Origin of the sequence: Pseudomonas sp. RIT-PI-r (assembly GCF_001297015.1) — a bacterium.
GTDB lineage: Bacteria > Pseudomonadota > Gammaproteobacteria > Pseudomonadales > Pseudomonadaceae > Aquipseudomonas.
This window is the reverse complement of the sequence record NZ_LIGE01000037.1, coordinates 138775-157198: the sequence shown is the minus strand read 5'-3', so window position 1 is coordinate 157198 and position 18424 is coordinate 138775. Positions and strand designations below refer to the sequence as shown.

The 18424-nt window shown below is 60.2% G+C and carries 15 protein-coding genes; 6 read left to right on the top strand and 9 right to left on the bottom strand.

What is annotated here, in order from left to right:
• Positions 1 to 129 precede the first annotated feature (129 nt).
• Complete coding sequence (locus tag AK821_RS22825; protein WP_201783042.1) at positions 130 to 1035, bottom strand: LysR family transcriptional regulator; 906 nt, start codon at positions 1033 to 1035, stop codon at positions 130 to 132.
• Between the two features lie 113 nt (positions 1036 to 1148).
• On the opposite strand from AK821_RS22825, the gene AK821_RS22820 reads away from it, so the two are divergent.
• A complete protein-coding gene (locus AK821_RS22820; RefSeq protein WP_064391878.1) occupies positions 1149 to 2027 on the top strand; it encodes an MBL fold metallo-hydrolase in 879 nt (292 codons plus the stop codon).
• Positions 2028 to 2072: 45 nt separating this feature from the next.
• The gene (locus AK821_RS22815; RefSeq protein ID WP_064391875.1) at positions 2073 to 2687 is read left to right on the top strand and encodes an NAD(P)-dependent oxidoreductase; all 615 of its coding nucleotides are present in this window, start codon (positions 2073 to 2075) and stop codon (positions 2685 to 2687) included.
• Between the two features lie 195 nt (positions 2688 to 2882).
• Here AK821_RS22815 and AK821_RS22810 read toward each other — a convergent pair whose 3' ends face one another.
• Entirely contained in the window at positions 2883 to 3764 is an 882-nt protein-coding gene (locus AK821_RS22810) for a LysR substrate-binding domain-containing protein (RefSeq protein ID WP_064391874.1), read from the bottom strand.
• A gap of 229 nt (positions 3765 to 3993) precedes the next feature.
• On the opposite strand from AK821_RS22810, the gene AK821_RS22805 reads away from it, so the two are divergent.
• Both AK821_RS22805 and AK821_RS22800 read left to right on the top strand, forming a co-directional pair.
• Positions 3994 to 5631, top strand: coding sequence for a 5-guanidino-2-oxopentanoate decarboxylase (locus AK821_RS22805; protein ID WP_064391872.1), 1638 nt, complete (start codon positions 3994 to 3996; stop codon positions 5629 to 5631).
• The gene (locus AK821_RS22800) at positions 5631 to 7079 is read left to right on the top strand and encodes an aldehyde dehydrogenase family protein (RefSeq protein WP_177330978.1); all 1449 of its coding nucleotides are present in this window, start codon (positions 5631 to 5633) and stop codon (positions 7077 to 7079) included. Before AK821_RS22805 ends, AK821_RS22800 begins: the two co-directional genes overlap by 1 nt.
• Positions 7080 to 7229: 150 nt before the next feature.
• Here the strand turns inward: AK821_RS22800 and AK821_RS22795 are convergent, their stop codons facing one another.
• Positions 7230 to 8159, bottom strand: a complete 930-nt coding sequence (locus AK821_RS22795; RefSeq protein WP_064391870.1) for an AraC family transcriptional regulator — start codon at positions 8157 to 8159, stop codon at positions 7230 to 7232.
• Positions 8160 to 8527: 368 nt separating this feature from the next.
• Between AK821_RS22795 and AK821_RS22790 the strand changes: the two genes are divergently transcribed.
• Together AK821_RS22790 and AK821_RS22785 are read left to right on the top strand one after the other, a co-directional pair.
• Positions 8528 to 8881, top strand: a complete 354-nt coding sequence (locus AK821_RS22790; RefSeq protein ID WP_064391869.1) for a putative quinol monooxygenase — start codon at positions 8528 to 8530, stop codon at positions 8879 to 8881.
• 43 nt (positions 8882 to 8924) lie between these two features.
• Positions 8925 to 9167, top strand: coding sequence for a hypothetical protein (locus AK821_RS22785; RefSeq protein WP_016985292.1), 243 nt, complete (start codon positions 8925 to 8927; stop codon positions 9165 to 9167).
• 5 nt (positions 9168 to 9172) lie between these two features.
• Here the strand turns inward: AK821_RS22785 and AK821_RS22780 are convergent, their stop codons facing one another.
• The 6 genes from AK821_RS22780 to AK821_RS22755 form a co-directional block, all read right to left on the bottom strand.
• A complete protein-coding gene (locus AK821_RS22780; RefSeq protein WP_064391867.1) occupies positions 9173 to 9802 on the bottom strand; it encodes a flavin reductase family protein in 630 nt (209 codons plus the stop codon).
• A gap of 260 nt (positions 9803 to 10062) precedes the next feature.
• Positions 10063 to 10296 (bottom strand): hypothetical protein, encoded by a 234-nt coding sequence (locus AK821_RS22775; protein ID WP_064391864.1) that lies wholly within the window; start codon positions 10294 to 10296, stop codon positions 10063 to 10065.
• Positions 10297 to 10678: 382 nt separating this feature from the next.
• Positions 10679 to 11998, bottom strand: coding sequence for an MFS transporter (locus tag AK821_RS22770; protein ID WP_064391862.1), 1320 nt, complete (start codon positions 11996 to 11998; stop codon positions 10679 to 10681).
• Between the two features lie 385 nt (positions 11999 to 12383).
• Positions 12384 to 13712, bottom strand: a complete 1329-nt coding sequence (locus AK821_RS22765; RefSeq protein WP_064391860.1) for a sigma-54-dependent transcriptional regulator — start codon at positions 13710 to 13712, stop codon at positions 12384 to 12386.
• The gene (locus tag AK821_RS22760) at positions 13712 to 15472 is read right to left on the bottom strand and encodes an ATP-binding protein (protein ID WP_064391859.1); all 1761 of its coding nucleotides are present in this window, start codon (positions 15470 to 15472) and stop codon (positions 13712 to 13714) included. Before AK821_RS22760 ends, AK821_RS22765 begins: the two co-directional genes overlap by 1 nt.
• Before the next feature lie 78 nt (positions 15473 to 15550).
• On the bottom strand, positions 15551 to 18397 hold the full coding sequence (locus tag AK821_RS22755) for an RHS repeat domain-containing protein (RefSeq protein WP_064391857.1): 2847 nt from the start codon (positions 18395 to 18397) through the stop codon (positions 15551 to 15553).
• Positions 18398 to 18424 lie beyond the last annotated feature (27 nt).

The following is an 18424-nucleotide window of genomic DNA, read 5'->3' as shown; positions in this document are numbered from 1 at the left end:
GGCGTAGACCTCTGAACGCATACCCTGCGGTATTACTTTCAGCATAGAACAAGATCAAAAGATCGCAGCCTTTGGCAGCTCCTACACCGATCCATGTAGGAGCTGCCAAAGGCTGCGATCTTTTGACTTTTAAAATCCCACGTCCCATTGCGGATTTTCAGGAAAGCGCTCTACCAGAAAATCCAGCATGCTGCGCAGCGCCGCCGGCATGTGTTTGCGCGAGGCGTAGACCGCGTAGATGTTCAACTGCCGCGGCTCGGCATGGGGTAGCAGGCGCACCAGTTCACCGCTGTGAATCTGCACCCCGGCCTGATAGGTCGGCAGCATTGCCACCCCGGCGCCAGCCAGCGTTGCACGCAACAACGTGCTGGCTTCGTTGGCGCTGATGTTGCCCTGCACCGGCACCGAAACCGGGTCGCCATCCTCTTCGAAATGCCACAGGCTTTTGCCGAAATACGAGTGAGTCAGACAGTTGTGTCGGCTCAGATCTTCTGCCCGTAAAGGCATCGGCTGTTCTTGCAGATAAGCCGGGGCAGCGCAGACAACTGAGCGACAAACGGTCAGGCGCCGGGCGATCAGGTTTGGATCGAGATCATTGCTGGTGCGAATCGCCAGATCGATGCGTTCATCCACCAGGTTCACCGTGCGATCGAGCATTTGCATATCGATGCTCACCCCCGGATAGCGTTTTACATAGGCGGCCATTGCATCGGCCAATTGTGCCTGACCGAACGAGGTGCTGACGCTGATGCGCAGAAGGCCGCGCGGCGTATCGTGGGGTTCGCTGACGGCAGCCTGCATGTCGCTCGACAGTTCGATCATCTGCCGGCAGCGCGGGAGAATTTCACTGCCGGCGGCGGTCAGGCTCAATTTACGCGTGGTGCGGTGCATCAACCGCGCGCCGACCCAGTCTTCCAGCTCCGCCAGATAACGCGAAACCACCGGTCGCGACAGGTCCAGGTGATCCGCTGCGGCTGACTGGCTGCCCAGATCCATCACGGTGACAAAGACCCGCATTGCTTGGAGACGATCCATGATTTGCCCGCTTTCAGAAACAAACTATGTTCAAGCATCGCATTTTTTGTACCGAGCCAGGCAACTAAGCTCTGTTCCATCGCCAAGCAGGCATTCGGACACCGGAGCAACAGATGATCGGCTTCACCTTGATCAAACGCGTTTTACTCGCCAGCACTGCACTGGGTTTTGCAGCACATGCCGCCGCAGCCAACCTGACCCTCGATGTCTACAACCCTGGCACTGATGCGATATTCCCGGTCACGTCGGTGCTGGTCAGCGGCGAGAAGGACGCAATCCTCGTCGATGCGCAGTTCGGCAAATCCCAGGCCGAGCAAGTCGTGGAAAAGATCCGCGCCAGCGGCAAGCATCTGACCACCATTTACATCAGCCATGGTGACCCGGATTACTACTTCGGCCTCGACACCCTGACCCAGGCGTTTCCTGACGCCAAGGTGCTGGCCTCGCAGCCAACGGTCGATCACATCAACAAAACCGTCGCCGGCAAACTGGCTTTCTGGGGCCCGAAAATGGGCGCCGACGTACCAGCAAAGACCATCGTGCCGGGTGTGCTCAAGGGCGACAGCCTGATGCTCGAAGGGCAGAAATTGCAGGTGGTCGGCCTTGACGGCAAGCAACCGGATCGCAGTTTCGTATGGATTCCTTCGCTCAAGGCTGTGGTCGGTGGCGTGGTGGTCGCCGAGAACATCCATGTGTGGATGGCCGACACCCAAACCGCGCAATCCCACGCCGACTGGCTGCAAACCCTGCACTCGATCGAAACCCTGAAGCCGAACACCGTGGTGCCAGGTCATTACCTCGGCAACAGCAGCCGTTCGCTGGCCAGCGTGAAATTCACCGCCGACTACATTAAGACGTTCGACGCTGAAACCGCCAAGGCCGAAGACTCTGCCGCACTGATTGCAGCGATGAAAAAACGCTACCCGAAACTGGGTGAGGAAAGCTCGCTGGAACTGAGCGCGAAAGTCGCCAAGGGCGAAATGCAGTGGTAAGCCGAACCTGAAATCGCAGCACTCTCAAGCCAACTGGAGAATGTCATGAGCAAGATCGCAATCATTGGGGCCACCGGTCGTGCCGGTAGCCAGTTGCTGGAAGAAGCTCTGCGTCGTGGTCATAGCGTTACCGCTATTGCCCGCGACACCTCAAAGATCGGCGCGCGTGCCGGTGTGGTCAGCAAGAATGTCGATGTGCTGGATTCGGCCGAATTGCAAGACGCGGTGGCCGGTCACGATGTGGTGATCACCGCCGCGCATTTCGCCACCGTGCCAGCGGCGGCGATTGTCGGGCCGGTGAAGCAGGCCGGGGTGAAGCGTTTGCTGGTGGTCGGCGGTGCCGGTTCGCTGTTGCTGCCGGACGATACGCGAGTGATCGACAGTGCGGGTTTCCCGGCGGAGTACAAAGCTGAAGCCAGTGCGGGTGCGGCGTTTCTTGAGGCGTTGCGTCAGGAGCAGGATCTGGACTGGACCTTTCTGTCGCCGTCGGCAGAGTTTGTTGAAGGGGAGCGCAGTGGCAAGTTTCGTGTCGGCCAGGATCACTTGCTGGTGAGCGCTGAAGGGCGTAGCTGGATTACCTTTGCCGATTACGCGATTGCGTTGATCGACGAAGTGGAAACGCCGAAGCATTCGCGTCAGCGGTTTACTGTTGGGTATTGAGTGAAACCTCGCCCCTCACCCCAGCCCTCTCCCGAAGGAGAGGGAGCCGACCGAGGTGTCTGGCGCTGTACATCGACATGAAAAATCCAGTCGATTATGGATTCAAAGGCAATCGTTCAGGTCGCTGAACCTCTTCAATATCCCCCGGTCAGTCCCCTCTCCCTCTGGGAGAGGGCTAGGGTGAGGGGAAAGGCCTCACCGCAAATGTGCCTGCTCAACCAACCAGATCATCAATTCTTCCAGCTGCGGCGAAGGCTCGGTTCCCGCAGGCAACACCACGTAATACGCCAGCCCCGTCTTCACCTTCAAATCAAACGGCATCACCAGCCGCCCCGCACGCAGGTCATCACCAATCAACGACCAATCGCCGATCGCCACCCCCGTTCCGTGGGACGCCATCGACATCGCCTGATCCAGCGTTTCGAAATGCTGGCCGCTGCCGATGTTGTTCAGCCGCAGCTCAGCGGCGTTGAGCCACACCGACCAATCCTGAATATCGTGAGTGGGGTGCAGCAGCAGATGCTGTTGTAGATCTGTCGGTGAATTCAGCGCTGGCGAACCCTTGAGCAGCAGCGGCGAGCAGACCGGCGTCAGTTGCTCGTCGAACAGGTGCAAGGCGCCCGGCGAGTTATCGGGTGGCGCGCCGTAGATCACCGCCGCATCGAACGGTTCGCGCTGAAAATCCACGCCGTGTTGCAGCGAAGCGGTGAGTTTCACCGGCACGTCCGGGCGTTCTTTCTGCCATTGCAGCAGGCGCGGCAGCAGCCAGCGCATCACGCAGCTCGGCGCTTTGAGTTGCAGGGTTTCACGCTGCAGGCCGATCTGCTCGGTCGCTTCGCCGATCAGGCCGAAGATTTTTTCCACGCGCGGTAGCCATTCCCGTCCCTCGGCGGTCAGTGCCAGGCCACGGGCCAGGCGGATGAACAGCGGATAACCGAGATGCTCTTCCAGCCCGGCGACCTGCCGGCTCACCGCGCCTTGGGTGATGTGCAACTGCTCGGCGGCGCGGGTGAAGTTGCAGCACTGCGCGGTGATCAGAAAGGTGTGCAGGGCGGGCAGGGGAGGTAGTCGTTTCATGGGGAACCAAGGTATGACGTGAGGACATGGCTAGTATGACTTTTAATCGATTGTTGCGGCTACCTGCCGACCGTTCAATGAAGCCATGAAGGGCCTTTATGTAGGAGTGAGCCTGCTCGCGATAGCGGTGAATCAGTCACCGCAATGGTGAATGAGAAGACGCCATCGCGAGCAGGCTCACTCCTACATAGGAGCCTTGTGTCTTCAGCGAACAAGAAGGGCAATCGACATGGCGACGTGTGGCGAAGTACTGGTCAAGTTACTCGAAGGTTATGGGGTCGAGCAGGTGTTCGGCATTCCCGGGGTGCACACCGTGGAGCTGTATCGCGGGCTGGCGCGTTCGAGCATTCGCCACGTCACGCCTCGGCATGAGCAGGGCGCCGGTTTCATGGCCGACGGCTACGCGCGCACCGCTGGCAAACCGGGCGTGTGTTTCATCATCACCGGCCCGGGCATGACCAACATCACCACCGCCATGGGCCAGGCGTACGCCGATTCGATCCCGATGCTGGTGATCTCCAGTGTGCAATCGCGCAGTCAGTTGGGCGGCGGGCGCGGCAAGCTGCATGAATTGCCGAACCAGAGCGCATTGGTTTCCGGTGTTGCGGCGTTCTCGCACACCTTGATGTCCGCCGCTGAATTGCCGGTGGTGCTGGCGCGTGCGTTTGCGTTGTTCCAGGCTGGCCGTCCACGTCCGGTGCACATCGAAATTCCGTTGGACGTACTGGTCGAAAACGCCGATGACCTGCTTGCCAGCGTGCCGGTCAATATCGACCGCGCCGGTGCGGCGCCAAGTGCGGTCAAACGCATGAGCGATTGGCTTGCCGGGGCCAAGCGCCCGCTGATTCTCGCCGGTGGCGGTGCCATCGACGCAGCGCCGGAACTGACCCGACTTGCCGAGTTGCTCGACGCGCCGGTAGCGCTGACGATCAATGCCAAAGGCATGCTGCCGGGCAATCATCCGCTGCTGATCGGTTCGACCCAGACGCTGGTCGCCACCCGCGCGCTGGTCGCCGATGCTGACGTGGTATTGGCCATCGGCACCGAACTGGCCGAGACCGATTACGACGTCACCTTCGCCGGTGGTTTCGAGATCCCCGGCAAACTGCTGCGCATCGATATCGACGCCGATCAGACCGTGCGCAATTATCCGCCACAGGTGGCGCTGGTGGCCGATGCGCGCAACGCTGCGCAAGCCTTGCTGAACGCGCTGTCGCAGGAAAAACTCGCCGAGCGCAGCAGCGATTGGGGCCACGCCCGTGCCGGCAAACTGCGCGCTGAACTGGCCGCGAGCTGGGATGCGCCGACCCTCGCGCAAACGCGTTTCCTCGACACCGTGCTCGATGAATTACCGAACGCGGTGTTCGTCGGCGACTCGACGCAACCGGTGTACACCGGCAACCTCACGTTCAACCCGGATCACCCGCGCCGCTGGTTCAATGCATCGACCGGTTACGGCACTCTCGGCTATGCCTTGCCGGCGGCGATTGGCGCCTGGCTCGGCGGCCAACTCGACCAAGGTGCGCGCCCTCCGGTGGTGTGCCTGATCGGCGATGGCGGCCTGCAATTCACCCTGCCGGAACTGGCCAGCGCCGTCGAAGCACGGGTGCCGGTGATCGTCCTGTTGTGGAATAACCAGGGCTACGAAGAGATCAAAAAGTACATGGTCAACCGCGCCATCGAGCCCGTCGGCGTGGACATCTACACCCCGGATTTCGTCGCTGTGGCCAAGGGGCTCGGCTGCGCGGCCGAAGCGATCAGCAGCATCGAACAATTGCGCAGCGCGTTGCGTAGTGCAAGCGATCGTCAGGGTCCGACCCTGATTGAAATCGATCAGACCCAATGGATGAAGGCGGTGGCGCAATGATCAGTTTCCCAACCACACTTGATGGTCTCTACATCAACGGCCAATGGTCCGCCGGCCGCGAACATCTGCGGGTGATCAACCCGGCCACCGAAGCGCTGCTGACCACGGTCAATGGCGGTGACGAGCACGCGGTCGATCAAGCCGTCGCCGCTGCCAGCGAAGCGTTCAAGAGCTGGTCGCAAACCACTGGGGCCGAGCGTGGCGCGATCCTGCGCAACATCGCCAACGGTGTGCGCAATGGTCGCGAGCACTTGATGAACCTGCAATCGAGCAACAACGGCAAACCGCAGTTCGAAGCGGCCATCGACGTCGATGACGTGATCGCCACGTTCGAGTATTACGCCGAACTCGCCGAAGGCCTCGACGCAAAACAGGACAGCGACGTGCCGCTGCCCAGCGATGATTTCAGCGCACGCCTGCGTCGCGAGCCGTGTGGTGTGGTCGGGTTGATCGTGCCGTGGAATTTCCCGATGGTCACCACGGCATGGAAGCTTGCACCTGCGCTGGCGGCCGGTTGCTGCGTGGTGCTCAAGCCTTCGGAAGTGACGCCGCTGCCGGAGCTGGAACTGGCGGCGATCATCGCGGAGTCGGGGCTGCCGAATGGCGTGTTCAATCTGGTTTGCGGCACGGGTTTGGCAGTCGGTGCGCCGTTGTCGGCGGATCCGCGCATTGCCAGGATTTCCTTTACCGGCAGCAATGCGGTCGGCGTGCAAGTGATGCAGCGTGCGGCGGAAACGGTGAAGGGTGTCAGCCTGGAACTGGGCGGCAAATCCTCGCTGCTGGTGTTGGCGGATGCTGATATCGACTTGGCGGTTGAACTGGCCTGTGGCGGTGCGTTTTTCAACGCCGGGCAGATGTGTTCGGCCACCAGTCGCGTGCTGGTTGCTGAGGAACTGGAGGAGCAATTCCTGACTCGTTTGCAGAAACGTGCGCAGGCCATTCGTGTGGCCGATCCGTTCGATGCAGAGGTGGAAATGGGCGCGCTGGTCAATCAGGCGCAGTATCAGCGAGTGCTTGGGCATATCGATCGTGGCTTGAGCGCGGGTGCGCGATTGATCTGCGGCGGCAATCGTCCGGCGGACCTGCCGCGCGGCTATTTCTTGCAGCCGACAGTGTTTACCGATGTGCCGCTGGACAGCGCGCTGTGGTGTGAAGAAATTTTTGGGCCGGTGCTGTGCGTGCGCAGTTTCAGCAGTGAAGCCGAGGCGGTTGCGCTGGCCAATGACACGCCGTTTGGTTTGGTAGCCAGTGTGGTGACGAACGATGCCGCAGCGGCGGACCGCGTGGCCAATGCCTTGCAGGCGGGGATGGTGTGGATCGATGCGCCGCAAGTAATTTTCCCGCAGGCGGCGTGGGGTGGGTACAAGCAGAGCAGCGTTGGCCGCGAATTGGGGCCATGGGGCCTGGCCGCGTTTCAGGAAATCAAGCATGTGATTCGGGCAGCCTGATCACAGAGGCGTATTGGCTGGCCTGGCCTCATCGCGGGCAAGCCCGCTCCCACAGGTTTATGGTTGTACACAAAATTTATGCACGGCATTGATTCCTGTGGGAGCGGGCTTGCCCGCGATGAGGCCAGCCGCCACACCGTGGCTTCCGAATCAGACCGAAAGCCGCAACCGCGCCAAATCCCTTAACGGCGGTGCACCGAACAATCGACTATATTCGCGGCTGAACTGCGACGGACTTTCATACCCCACCCGATACCCCGCCGCCGAAGCCTCCAGCCCTTCGGCCAGCATCAACCGCCGCGCCTCCTGCAAACGCAGCTGCTTCTGATACTGCAACGGGCTCATCGCCGTCATCGCTTTGAAGCGGTGATGCAAGGTCGAGACGCTGAGGTTCACTTCCTTGGCCAGATCATCAATGCGCAATGGCTGCTCGAAGTTGCCGTTCAACCATTTGATCGCCTGGCTGATGCGATGGCTCTGACTGTTGGCAATCGCAATCTCATACAAACGATGGCCCTGCGGGCTGCGCAACAGGCGATAGAGGATCTCCCGGCGAATCAGCGGCGCGAGCATGGCGATGTCTTTCGGCGCATCGAGCAAACGTGCCAGACGCAGCACCGCATCAAGCATCGAACTGTCGATCTGCTCGACATACAAACCACGCCCGGTCGGTCGGGTGGGTACGCCCATCGGGCCGGCGTCGGCGATCAGTGCGGTGATTTCTGTCGGGTCGATATCCAGGCGCACGGCGAGGATCGGATCCTCGGGCGAGACATTGACCACGCGCCCGCTCAGCGGCATCGAAACCGACACCACCAGGTAATTCAACGGGTCGTAATTGAAGAACTCGTCCGCCAGCCGCACCTCTTTACGTCCCTGCGCCATGATGCACAGCGCCGGTTGCGCGAGCACCGGGGCAAAGTCGTGGGATTTTGTGTGGCGCGACATGTACAGCGAACCGATGGCGGTCTCGTAGCTGCCATCGTCGGTGGTGTTGCGGCGGATGATCGCCGCCAGTTCCGCGCGCTGCTTTTCCATGTCAGCGGTGGGTTCGGCTTGAAAACGATCGAATGACGTCATGCACGGCATCCTCGGCAGGGGAGGTGGAATGGAGCAGAGCATATGTTTGTGCAAGCGACAGCGGTAGACACATCCTGCGAAATGCTTGCCTGATTCTGCACAGCGCTATTGCTCAACACCGACGCGACGCCGGACTGTAGGAGCTGCCGAAGGCTGCGATCTTTTGATTGTTGTCTTTAAGGTCAAAAGATCGCAGCCTGCGGCAGCTCCTACAGGGGATGTATGTGAACTCAGGTTCAGACAAGTCTCGCAGGATTGTGCAACGCGGCGGCAGGAATCGACTAACGGCGTCTGGGGCGTGGCCCTTAACCTTTGATCCTGTCGCAGCCCGCCCCCGGCTGCCACGCGACTCCCTGGGAGGGTTGAACATGTCCAAGCAGATTCCCGTCAGTCATATGGCCTTCGTTCGAGCGCGCGCCGGGCGTTCGGCGGAACTCGGTGTGCGCCTGAGCGCGTTGATCGAGCCATCCCGCGCCGCCCCCGGTTGCCTGAGCTTTGCCTTGCAGCATTCACAGTGTGATCCCCAGTTGTGGCTGGTCTGCGGGTTCTGGAGCAGTCAGCAAATGATGACCAACTATTTCAACAGCCCGTCGATGCAAATCTTCGCCGAGCTGGTGCAGGAGCTGGTGGTCAACAGCCTCGACTTCCATACCTTCAAGGACGTGTCGGCGGCGCAAGCCCTCGGTCAATGTCCGGCGCCGGTACACAAACTCGTCGGTTGAGGGTTTAATGTCCGGCTTATTTGTCTGAGCCGGGATGTGTGACATGGCACGTAAAGAGTTCGAACACTTCGAAGCAGTCTCCGCAGTCGTCCCCGTCGAATTGGGCGGCAACAAGGGCTATCACGCGGCAATCGCGGTCAAGGCCCTGGTCGATGGCGGTGCACCACGCTTTCATAAACTGCTGAATGATCAGGTCTTCCCCGGCGCCATTGCCGCCGACGAGGCCGCCATCAATGAGCTGGATAACCTCAAAGGCGTCACTGACGACGCCGAGTTGATCTGGTAGACGCGTTACTGGTTGGCGCCCGGACGCCACATCTTGAACAGGGCCTCAGGCCCCAACTGGAAGTAATCCGCCGGCCCGCCGCCGCGCAGAATCGGTTCTGCTGCGGCGGTGTCGTAGATGCCGTCCTTCAACAGCCACTTGGCGATATGCACGGCGACCACTTCGCCGAGGATCAGCCAGCTCGGCACGGTTTCGCCATCGGCACGCTGCAACTGAATGATCTGGGTGACCTTGCATTCGAAGGACACCGGGCTTTCGGCGACCCGTGGCACCGAAATCACTTTTGACGCCACGGTCGTCAACCCTGCCAATTCAAACTCGTTGACCTCGGGCGCAACCATCGCGCAGCTCTGGTTCATCTGCTCGGCCAGCGGGCGGGTAGCGAGGTTCCAGACGAACTCACCGGTCTGCTCGATGTTGTTCAGGCTGTCTTTGCGTCCGACGCTGGAAAAACCAATGATCGGCGGAATGTAGTTGAAGGCGTTGAAGAAGCTGTACGGAGCGAGGTTCAACTGGCCGTTGGCATCCTGCGAGGAAATCCAGCCGATGGGACGCGGGCCGACGATGGCGTTGAACGGATCGTGGGGCAGGCCGTGGCCGTTGGCGGGTTCGTAGAAGTGGATGTCATCGGGCATGGTGGGTGAATTCCTGAGGCTGCGTTTCGGATGCAGCCATAGTGCAAGGACGCCCCGCATATTTCCAGCCAGACGCAAAACCCCGTGTAGGAGTGAGCCTGCTCGCGAAAGCGGTGTGTCAGTTGATAGAAGTTTGACTGACCCACCGCTTTCGCGAGCAGGCTCACTCCTACAAGGGGGTTGTGTGGAACTAAGAAATCTTCATCCCCCAGAAATGACTAAGCCCGGCCAAGGCCGGGCTGTGGAGGAACTGCGCTGTGTTAGCTGATGGCAGCAGCAGTGCCGGTTTTATCGAAGCCGTCAGCAGCGACCGTTTTACCCAGATTGGTTTTATCAAAACCATCAGCAGCGTAAGTGCCGGTGTGGCTGGTTTCGATAGCAGCGCTGGCGCCGTTGATGAAGTCGGCGGATTTGGTTCTGTCCGAACCGTCGGCGGCGAAGGTGTTGGCGGCCAGTACGGACAAGGTCAGGGCGATGATCAGTTTGGTTTTCATGTCGGTTACTCCAGATTCGTTGGCGGGTATGTCTTGCATGGGTTTCATGCTACGCCAACTAAATTGATTAAAAAGCGCAAATTAATGCTAAAAACAATCGATTAACTTGATATTAAGGGCGGCGTGTTTAAATCGCTTTGGTCGTCGGAGCGAGCGTCGCGCAGGTCATCGATCAGGTGATTGCAGAGTGAGGGGGCAGGATTAATTAGTGATTAATCGCTTGGCGGCGGATGTGAGGAATTATTCATGCAGGGCTGGATAACGTGGTGACCCCAATCGCGAGCAGGCTCACTCCTACATTTGGAATGTTTTCCCCTGTAGGAGTGAGCCTGCTCGCGATTGGGCCAGAACAGCCACCATTGCAGTGGCTGTGAACACCTGATCAGTCAGTAACGATACGCGAATGCTTCTGGGTGTCCTTCATGGTCACATACACCAGCAGCGACACCGCGATGCACGCCGTCACATACCAGTAGTAACCGGTTTCCATGCCGATACTCTTGAACCACAGCGCGATGTATTCAGCGGTGCCGCCGAAGATCGATACGGTCAATGCATACGGCAGACCGACGCCCAGGGCGCGGATTTCAGTCGGGAACAGTTCGGCTTTCACCACGGCGTTGATCGAGGTGTAGCCGCTGACGATGATCAGCGCCGCCATGATCAGGAAGAACGCGCCCCACCAGGTTTGAATGGTGTGCAGGGTCATCAGGATCGGCACGGTGAAGATCGTCCCCAGCACGCCGAAGGCGATCAGGATCGGACGACGGCCGATCTTGTCCGAGAGGCCGCCGATGATCGGCTGCAGGCACATGAACAGGAACAGCGTGGCGGCGGAAATGGTGGTCGAGTCGGAGATGCTCATGCCGACGGTGTTCACCAGATACTTCTGCATGTAAGTGGTGTAGGTGTAGAACGCCAGGGTGCCGCCCATGGTCAGGCCGACCACGGTCAACAGCTCTTTCGGATGGCGCATCAAGGTGCGCATCGCGCTTTCCTTGGACTTCTCCTTCTTGGTGAACGACTCGGTTTCTTCCATGCCGCGACGCAGGTACAACGCAACCACTGCGCACAGTGCGCCGATGGCGAACGGAATACGCCAGCCCCACGCGTACAGCTGTTCGGTGGTCAGCACGTTTTGCAGGACGATCAGTACGCCCAGCGCGATGAGCTGACCGGAAATCAGCGTCACGTACTGGAAGCTGGAGAAGAAGCCGCGACGTTCCTTGGTCGCCATCTCCGAGAGATAGGTCGCCGAGGTGCCGTATTCGCCACCCACCGACAGGCCTTGCAGCAGTCGCGCAAACACCAGCAGGATCGGCGCGCCGATGCCGATGGTTTCGTAGTTCGGGCTGAGGGCGATCAAAAGCGAGCCGAAGCACATCAGGTAGACCGAGGCCATCAGGGCTTTCTTGCGTCCGACCTTGTCGGCGTACAGACCCATCAGCCAGCCACCGATCGGACGCATCAGAAAGCCGACGGCGAAGATCGCGGCAGTGTTCATCAATTGTGCGGTGGAGGAGCCGGCGGGGAAGAAGGTTTTCGCGAAGTACAGGGAGAAGGCGGCATACACGTACCAGTCGTACCACTCGACCATGTTGCCGACGGAACCGCTGAAGATCGATTTGATCCGGCTGGCGGTGGTTCTTTCTTTGGCGGGCGCGGCAGCCGACCCAAGAGGCAGGGCGTTGGAGTTATCCATTGAAGGATCCTTCATTTAATTGTTTTTGTGGAGCGCGTTGAAACGCAGCCTGCGGGGGCTATAGCAGGAGCTGTGCCAACGGGGAGAGGGCCGGTTTAGAGGGGGGGATGGGATTGGGTGAGCGAGATATCGCCGAAGGATTTGGTTTGATGAGCGGATTTCCGCTTATTGGGGCGAAGATCAAAAGCCCCTCACCCTAACCCTCTCCCGGGGGGAGAGGGGACTGACCGAGTGGATTGTTCGAGTTACACCGACCTGAAATACCGAGTCGAACTCAGGTTTTGAAAAGCATGGAGATCGGCTCCCTTCCCCCTCGCCCCCCTGGGGGGAGAGGGCTGGGGTGAGGGGGAAAGATCTCAGCCACACCGAAAATCCCAAGCCCGCCTCACTCGCTCAGAAACATCTCCCGACTCAACCCATGCCGCTGCAGCTTTTCATTGAACGTGCGGCGCGGCAGTTGCAGTTCTTCAAGCACCGCTTTCACATCACCCTTGTGCCGGGTCAGCGCGGCACGCAAACACTGCGCCTCAAACGCCTCCTGCTGCGCCGCCAGCGATTGTCCCGGATCAATCCCCGGTGCCGGCTCATCCAGCCCCAGCACCTGGCGTTCAGCAACGTTGGCCAGTTCGCGCACGTTGCCCGGCCAGTCGTGGCTGAGCAGATGACTCAACTGTGCGCCGTTGAGCGGCGGAAAGGTCCGGCCCAGGCGTTGGGCGGCACTCTGCGCAAAGGTTTCGAACAACAATGGAATGTCCTCGCGACGATCGCGCAACGGCGGCAAGCGCAGTTCGGCGACGTTCAGGCGATACGCCAGATCCTCGCGAAAACGTCCGGCCCGTGCTTCGTCGAGCAAGTCGGGTTTGGTTGCTGCAACGATGCGCAAGTCGACGCGAATGCTCTGGTTCGAACCCAGGCGTTCAAGCTTCTGCTCCTGCAACACCCGCAGCAATTTCACCTGCTGGGCGAGCGGCATGCTTTCGATTTCATCGAGAAACAGCGTGCCGCCATCGGCGTACTCAAGTTTGCCGATACGCTTGCCGGAGGCGCCGGTGAATGCACCACTCTCATGTCCGAACAACTCGGCCTCGAACAACTGCTCGGGGATCGCTGCACAGTTCAGCGCCACGAACGGCTTGTCGGCACGCGGGCCGAAATCGTGCAGGCAACGTGCAACCAGCTCTTTGCCGCTGCCGGTTTCGCCACGAATCAACACATTGACCGGCAGCGCCGCCAGATCCAGCACCTGCCGACGCAACGTCTGCAAGCCTCGAGACACGCCGAGCAGGGTCGCATCGAGCTTCGCACGGTGATCCGCCTGTTCGTGCAGCGCGCGATTTTCGAGGACCAGACGTCGTTTATCCAAGGCCCGGCGCAAACTGCCGAGCAGGCTTTCCGGGCTGAACGGCTTTTCGAGGAAGTCGTAGGCGCCGTCGCGCATCGCTTCGACCGCCATCGGTACATCGCCATGGCCGGTGAGGAGGATCACCGGCAGATCGGCATCACGTTTCTGCACTTCGGCCAATAACGCCAGGCCGCCCATGCCGGGCATGCGCACGTCGCTGAGGATCACTCCGGCAAAGTGTACGGGCAGGGCGGCAAGGCATTCTTCTGCGCGACTGAATAGCTGTACGTCGAACCCGGACAGGCTCAACCACTGTTCAACGGCGCTGCGAATGCTGCTTTCATCATCGACCAGCATTACCGAATTGAGCATCAGATGTGTGCCTCCAGATCGATCGGCAGAGTCAGGCTGAACACTGCGCCGCTGTCGTCATTCTCGGCGCTCAAACGACCGCCGGATTCATGCACGATGGCGAAGGATACTGCCAGCCCGAGGCCAAGGCCGTCACCCACAGGTTTGGTCGTGAAGAATGGATCGAAAACCTGGCCAAGATGTTCTTCGGCGATACCGCCGCCATTGTCGCTCACGCTCAGGTGCCACAATTGCTGATCGGCCTCCAGGCGGATTTGCAGACGCTTGCAGGGTTTGCCCTGCATCGCATCGAGGGCGTTGCGCAGCAGATTGATCAGTACCTGTTCGAGGCGAATCGCATCGCCACGCACCCAGGCCGGACGCGTCAGATGCAGCACCAGACTGACCTGTTCGTCGCGCAGTCGCGCATCCAGCAACTGCAGGGACTGATCGACCACCGTCGCCAGATCCAGCCGCTCACGCAAACCGCTGGGGCTTTTGCGCGCGAAGGTCTTGAGGTGGCCGGTCAGGGCCGCCATGCGCGTGAGCATTTCGTCGACCGGTTTCAAAGCTTTATAGGCATCGTCGACGCGACCATGGTCGAGCAGCAGGCGCAATGTCGCCAGTTGCATGCGCTGAGCGGTCAGTGGCTGATTGATTTCGTGAGCCAGCGCGGCCGACATCTGCCCGAGCGCGGCGAGTTTCGCCGACTGCACCAGACCATCCTGTGCCGTGCGCAGGTCGCGGGTACGTTCTTCCACCAACTGTTCCAGTTCTTCGCGGTTGCGCTGGCGGATCTTCGACAGGCGCCAGCGCTGGTTGAGAAACAGCAGCAGAAACACCAGCGCCAGCCACACTCCGGCGGCGGCAAGGCCGGCGTTGCGCAGATCTTCGAAGGCCACTTGCGGGTGGCGCAGCAGGTGCAGGGTCCAGCCTTCGGCGGTGAGCGGCATCGATTCCCATAGATAGTCTGCTGTGCCCTCGGGGCCCTCGACGCGGCGCAGATCGCTGTTGTCGTCGAAGCTGCGCAGCGACAAATGGGTCAAGGGTTGCAGTGATTGTTTGTCGTACTGTCGCGTGGCCTTGATCTCGGCCATGTCGCTGGCGCTCAGCGGCCGCAACGCGCGATAGCGCCAGCCGGGCTGGTTGGCGATGAAGATGATCCCGCGCGCATCGCTGACCAGCAGCGTGTCGTTACCCTGGCCCCACTCCCGTTCCAGTTCCGGGAACTCCAGCTTGACCACCATGGCTCCGAGGAACTCGTGGTTGTCGCCGAGTACCGCGCTGGACAAAAAGTAGCCGGGAATGCCACTGGTTACGCCCACCGCATAAAAACGGCCGGTGCCCTGGGTGCGAGTCTGGCTGAAGTAGGGACGGAAACCGTAGTTGTGGCCGACGTAGCTGCTGGGCAAGCGCCAGTTGCTCGCGGCCACGGCGAGGCCGGTGTTATCGAGCAGTTCAAGAGTCGACGACTGCGCCGCACCGTTGATCTTTTCCAGTTTCAGGTTAAGCGTGGTCTGTTCTTCTGCATCGACCGGGCCGGCCAGTGCCGAGCGCAATTGCGGATCCAGGGCCAGCACGGCGGGCAGCGCACGGTAGCGATCGATCAGGGTGTGCAGGGAATTGGCATACAACGCCAGTTGCTGGTTGGCGCGGGCCGCGTCTTCCTCCAACGCCTGACGTTCGGCGTGGCGGATCGCAAGCGTTGCGGCAAGCGCCGCACCGGCGACAATCAGCAGGGTATACAACGACAGACGCAGGGTACGGGAAGTCGGCAGCATGCTGGGCTAATGGATAAAGGGACGGGCCGGCACGATAGCATGGGGCCGGCGATCCTTCCCGAATGACTCGTTAGCCGATCAGACCTGAGCGAATTTTCGCGAGTGGGAACGCAGCATCGTTCGCGCGTAGGTCAGTTCGCTGATCACCGAGCGAGTCGCCTGGGTCAGGCTTTCGACCGAATCGCCAGCGCTCTCGCCGAAGAAACTGAAGGTGTTCATGGCGCTGACGCCTGTCGTGGCAAATTGCGAGGTAATCTCGGCCAGATTGCTATTCAACGCGCCGATCAGGTTTGTCAGGTTACGATCGCCCTTGGCGATTTTCTCTGCCGAAAGTTCACCACTGCCCCCTGCCATTTCATGGAATATTTCCACGGCGCCGAGCACGGTACTGGCAGTCGCGCTGATTTCACTCGCTGCGTTGGGCGCTAATGATTTGGCTGCCAGACCGATGGCCGTGCCGGTTGCTTCCTTGAGACCCTTCAATCCGCCTTTTCGAGTGTCGGGCAGCATTTTTGAATATTTCTGCTGGATGTAATCGATGGCTGACATGGTTTTGTATTCGGCTTTCAGGATGATTTTTTCCATCGACACGCGGCTGGCCTTGAACTTGATCGAGGCACTGGCTCCGGTGCGTTCCGCCGCATAATCCCATAGGGCACTGACGATTTTTTTCGCGCCGAATCCCATGGCGATCCCCACCACATTTCCCGCCCCCGGAGCGACAGCCCCCAAGGCCTGGGCGCCGATGCCGACGGCAATTCCGGCACCATAGGAAACGACTTGTCCGGTGAGGTGTACAGCGCCCCGACGCAAGGACGAAACCGCGAAGTCGGCGCTCGAGCGGTGATTGAGAATCTGCTGTTGCGCATCGACGCCACGCCGCAGCGAGATGGCGAGGATATTCAGGTGTCGATCGATCGCTTTTGAAAGTGATTGTCTGGCCCGGCCGGGGGCGTTGCGCTGGCGCCGGCGTTCATCGCCTTCGAGACTCGAGGCGGCCATTTTGCGCAGCCCTTCATCCAGTGCCGCCTTGCTTGGCCACCTGCTGGTTCCTTCAAGGTCAATGTTGCCGATCGGATCGTTGCCCACGAACGCATAAAAATTCAGTCCGTCGACATCTCCCGCCGGGTCGGCACTGATCCAGCGCTGCAGCCAGGGGGCGTAATAGCGCCTGCCGTAGTAATACAGGCCGCTGACGTCCATTTCCTTGCCGCTGTAGCGCACAGTCTTGTAGTCCACCAGCGTGCTTGAAACGGGTAGCCAAAGCGCCGTACCGCCGAACGGATAGTAGGTTTCGCGGCTGATGAGCCGGCCGAGTTGGTCAACCTCGATCATGCTTGAACCGAGATGATCGTCGAGGCTGTAACGCAGCTGATTGTTTTCGACACTGGCGGGGGGGTTTTTCCGCCCGTGCAGACAGCGCACGTTGCCGGGCAGGGAAATGACATGCAGTTCTTCGCCGTTATCGCGGGTACGAATTTCCAGGCCTGGCAGGTAACGCACCTGAAGATAATGCGTTGCACGGGCGGTATGGGTTTCGTGGCGTTTGCCGACGCGCTCGCCCTGACTGTAGACATAGACTTCACAATCATCCGCCAGTCCATTGGCATGTTCGAGCAGTGTCACCTGGCATAACTGGTCTTGCGTGTTCCAGAGCAGAGCAGCACCGTGCTGGAGTTTTCGCTGGTTGCCGTGGGCGTCGAAAAACGTGGCGAAATCGGGGGGTGGATCTGCTTCTTTCCAACGCAGGGCACGGTTGCTCGCAGGATCGATGAGCATCTGCCGCGTGTAGCCGCCGACTTCGCGCGCGTGCACCAGTCGAGTCAGGTTATTGCCTTGATCGTAATCAAAGTGCTGGGTGTAATTGCGCAGGTTTTGCGGGTCGCTTGGCAGCGGACGACCGGGCAGTTCGCTGGCCGGGGAGGCATCATGGCCGCTGGCGCGGATCAAGCGGTAGAGTGAGTCATATTCGAAATGCCGCTCGCCGTCGATGAGTTGGTTGGCGAAGTACACGGGCTGAAAGGTCAGATCCTTGATGTGCAATACGTTTCCGGCAGGGTCATAGGCATACGCCAGATGTTGCCGCGCAGCCTGTCCGGGAATCGAAGCGTGTGAGCGGTTCAGCCGTCCATCGCGCGGGTCGTAATGCCAGCAACTGAGCATGTCACTGGCGGCGCGCTGTTCGATGAGCTGTCCGGCCGCGTTGTACTGCATATCCAGCCAGACTGGCTGCAGCTCGCTTTCACCGTGGCGCAAAAGCGTCACCTGCCTGAGGTACCCGGCAAGGTCATAGTGCAGGTTTTGTCGATGACCACCGGCATCGGTTTGCGTCAGTGTCTGGTTCAGTGGGCCGTAAGTCTCTGCGCTGCAATACCCGATGCCATCGTCGAAGGTCCTGATCTGCACCTGCGGTTGGCCGAGCAGACTGAAACTCGGCCAGGTCGACAGGCCGCAAGGTTCCTGCAATGTCAGCAATTGCCCACGCAGATTATGTGCGGCGTTGGCGTTGTGATCGCCATAGGTGAATTGTTCACGTTGGATTTTTCCGTTCTCGATCACTTCAACCGGCCGCAGCAACGCGTCGTAGCGGTAGCGCCAGTGGTTGCCGCGCTGATCCCAGCTTTGCAGTACTTCATCTGCCAGCCCGGGAAGGCTCACGCGCCAGCCGGCATCGACGCTGTCGATTTTCAGCGGGCTGCCGGCCAGCCCATGAACGGTGTGGATGTTGGCTTTCGACGCGATGCCGAACAGACGCGGATCCCACTGTGCCGATATCCGTGAGTTGAGGTCATGCACTTGGCGAGTGATGAGCGATTGACTGGTTTTGCCTGCCGCAGTGCGCAAGTACTCCACGATACGCACTGGCAAGCCGCGGTTGTCGATGACGTGCAATCGCGGAGTACGCCAGTGGGGGCTGGCGCTCATGTCAGACGCCCCATGCCCGGCGGGCAT

Excerpts from the sequence above, each read along its gene's own strand:
- AK821_RS22770 (WP_064391862.1), bottom strand. The coding sequence starts at position 11,998 with ATGGATAACTCCAACGCCCTGCCTCTTGGGTCGGCTGCCGCGCCCGCC.
- AK821_RS22755 (WP_064391857.1), bottom strand. The coding sequence starts at position 18,397 with ATGAGCGCCAGCCCCCACTGGCGTACTCCGCGATTGCACGTCATCGAC.
- AK821_RS22780 (WP_064391867.1), bottom strand. The coding sequence starts at position 9,802 with ATGCCCGATGACATCCACTTCTACGAACCCGCCAACGGCCACGGCCTG.
- AK821_RS22815 (WP_064391875.1), top strand. The coding sequence starts at position 2,073 with ATGAGCAAGATCGCAATCATTGGGGCCACCGGTCGTGCCGGTAGCCAG.
- AK821_RS22790 (WP_064391869.1), top strand. The coding sequence starts at position 8,528 with ATGTCCAAGCAGATTCCCGTCAGTCATATGGCCTTCGTTCGAGCGCGC.
- AK821_RS22775 (WP_064391864.1), bottom strand. The coding sequence starts at position 10,296 with ATGAAAACCAAACTGATCATCGCCCTGACCTTGTCCGTACTGGCCGCC.
- AK821_RS22820 (WP_064391878.1), top strand. The coding sequence starts at position 1,149 with ATGATCGGCTTCACCTTGATCAAACGCGTTTTACTCGCCAGCACTGCA.
- AK821_RS22785 (WP_016985292.1), top strand. The coding sequence starts at position 8,925 with ATGGCACGTAAAGAGTTCGAACACTTCGAAGCAGTCTCCGCAGTCGTC.
- AK821_RS22795 (WP_064391870.1), bottom strand. The coding sequence starts at position 8,159 with ATGACGTCATTCGATCGTTTTCAAGCCGAACCCACCGCTGACATGGAA.
- AK821_RS22810 (WP_064391874.1), bottom strand. The coding sequence starts at position 3,764 with ATGAAACGACTACCTCCCCTGCCCGCCCTGCACACCTTTCTGATCACC.
- AK821_RS22765 (WP_064391860.1), bottom strand. The coding sequence starts at position 13,712 with ATGCTCAATTCGGTAATGCTGGTCGATGATGAAAGCAGCATTCGCAGC.
- AK821_RS22805 (WP_064391872.1), top strand. The coding sequence starts at position 3,994 with ATGGCGACGTGTGGCGAAGTACTGGTCAAGTTACTCGAAGGTTATGGG.
- AK821_RS22825 (WP_201783042.1), bottom strand. The coding sequence starts at position 1,035 with ATGGATCGTCTCCAAGCAATGCGGGTCTTTGTCACCGTGATGGATCTG.
- AK821_RS22760 (WP_064391859.1), bottom strand. The coding sequence starts at position 15,472 with ATGCTGCCGACTTCCCGTACCCTGCGTCTGTCGTTGTATACCCTGCTG.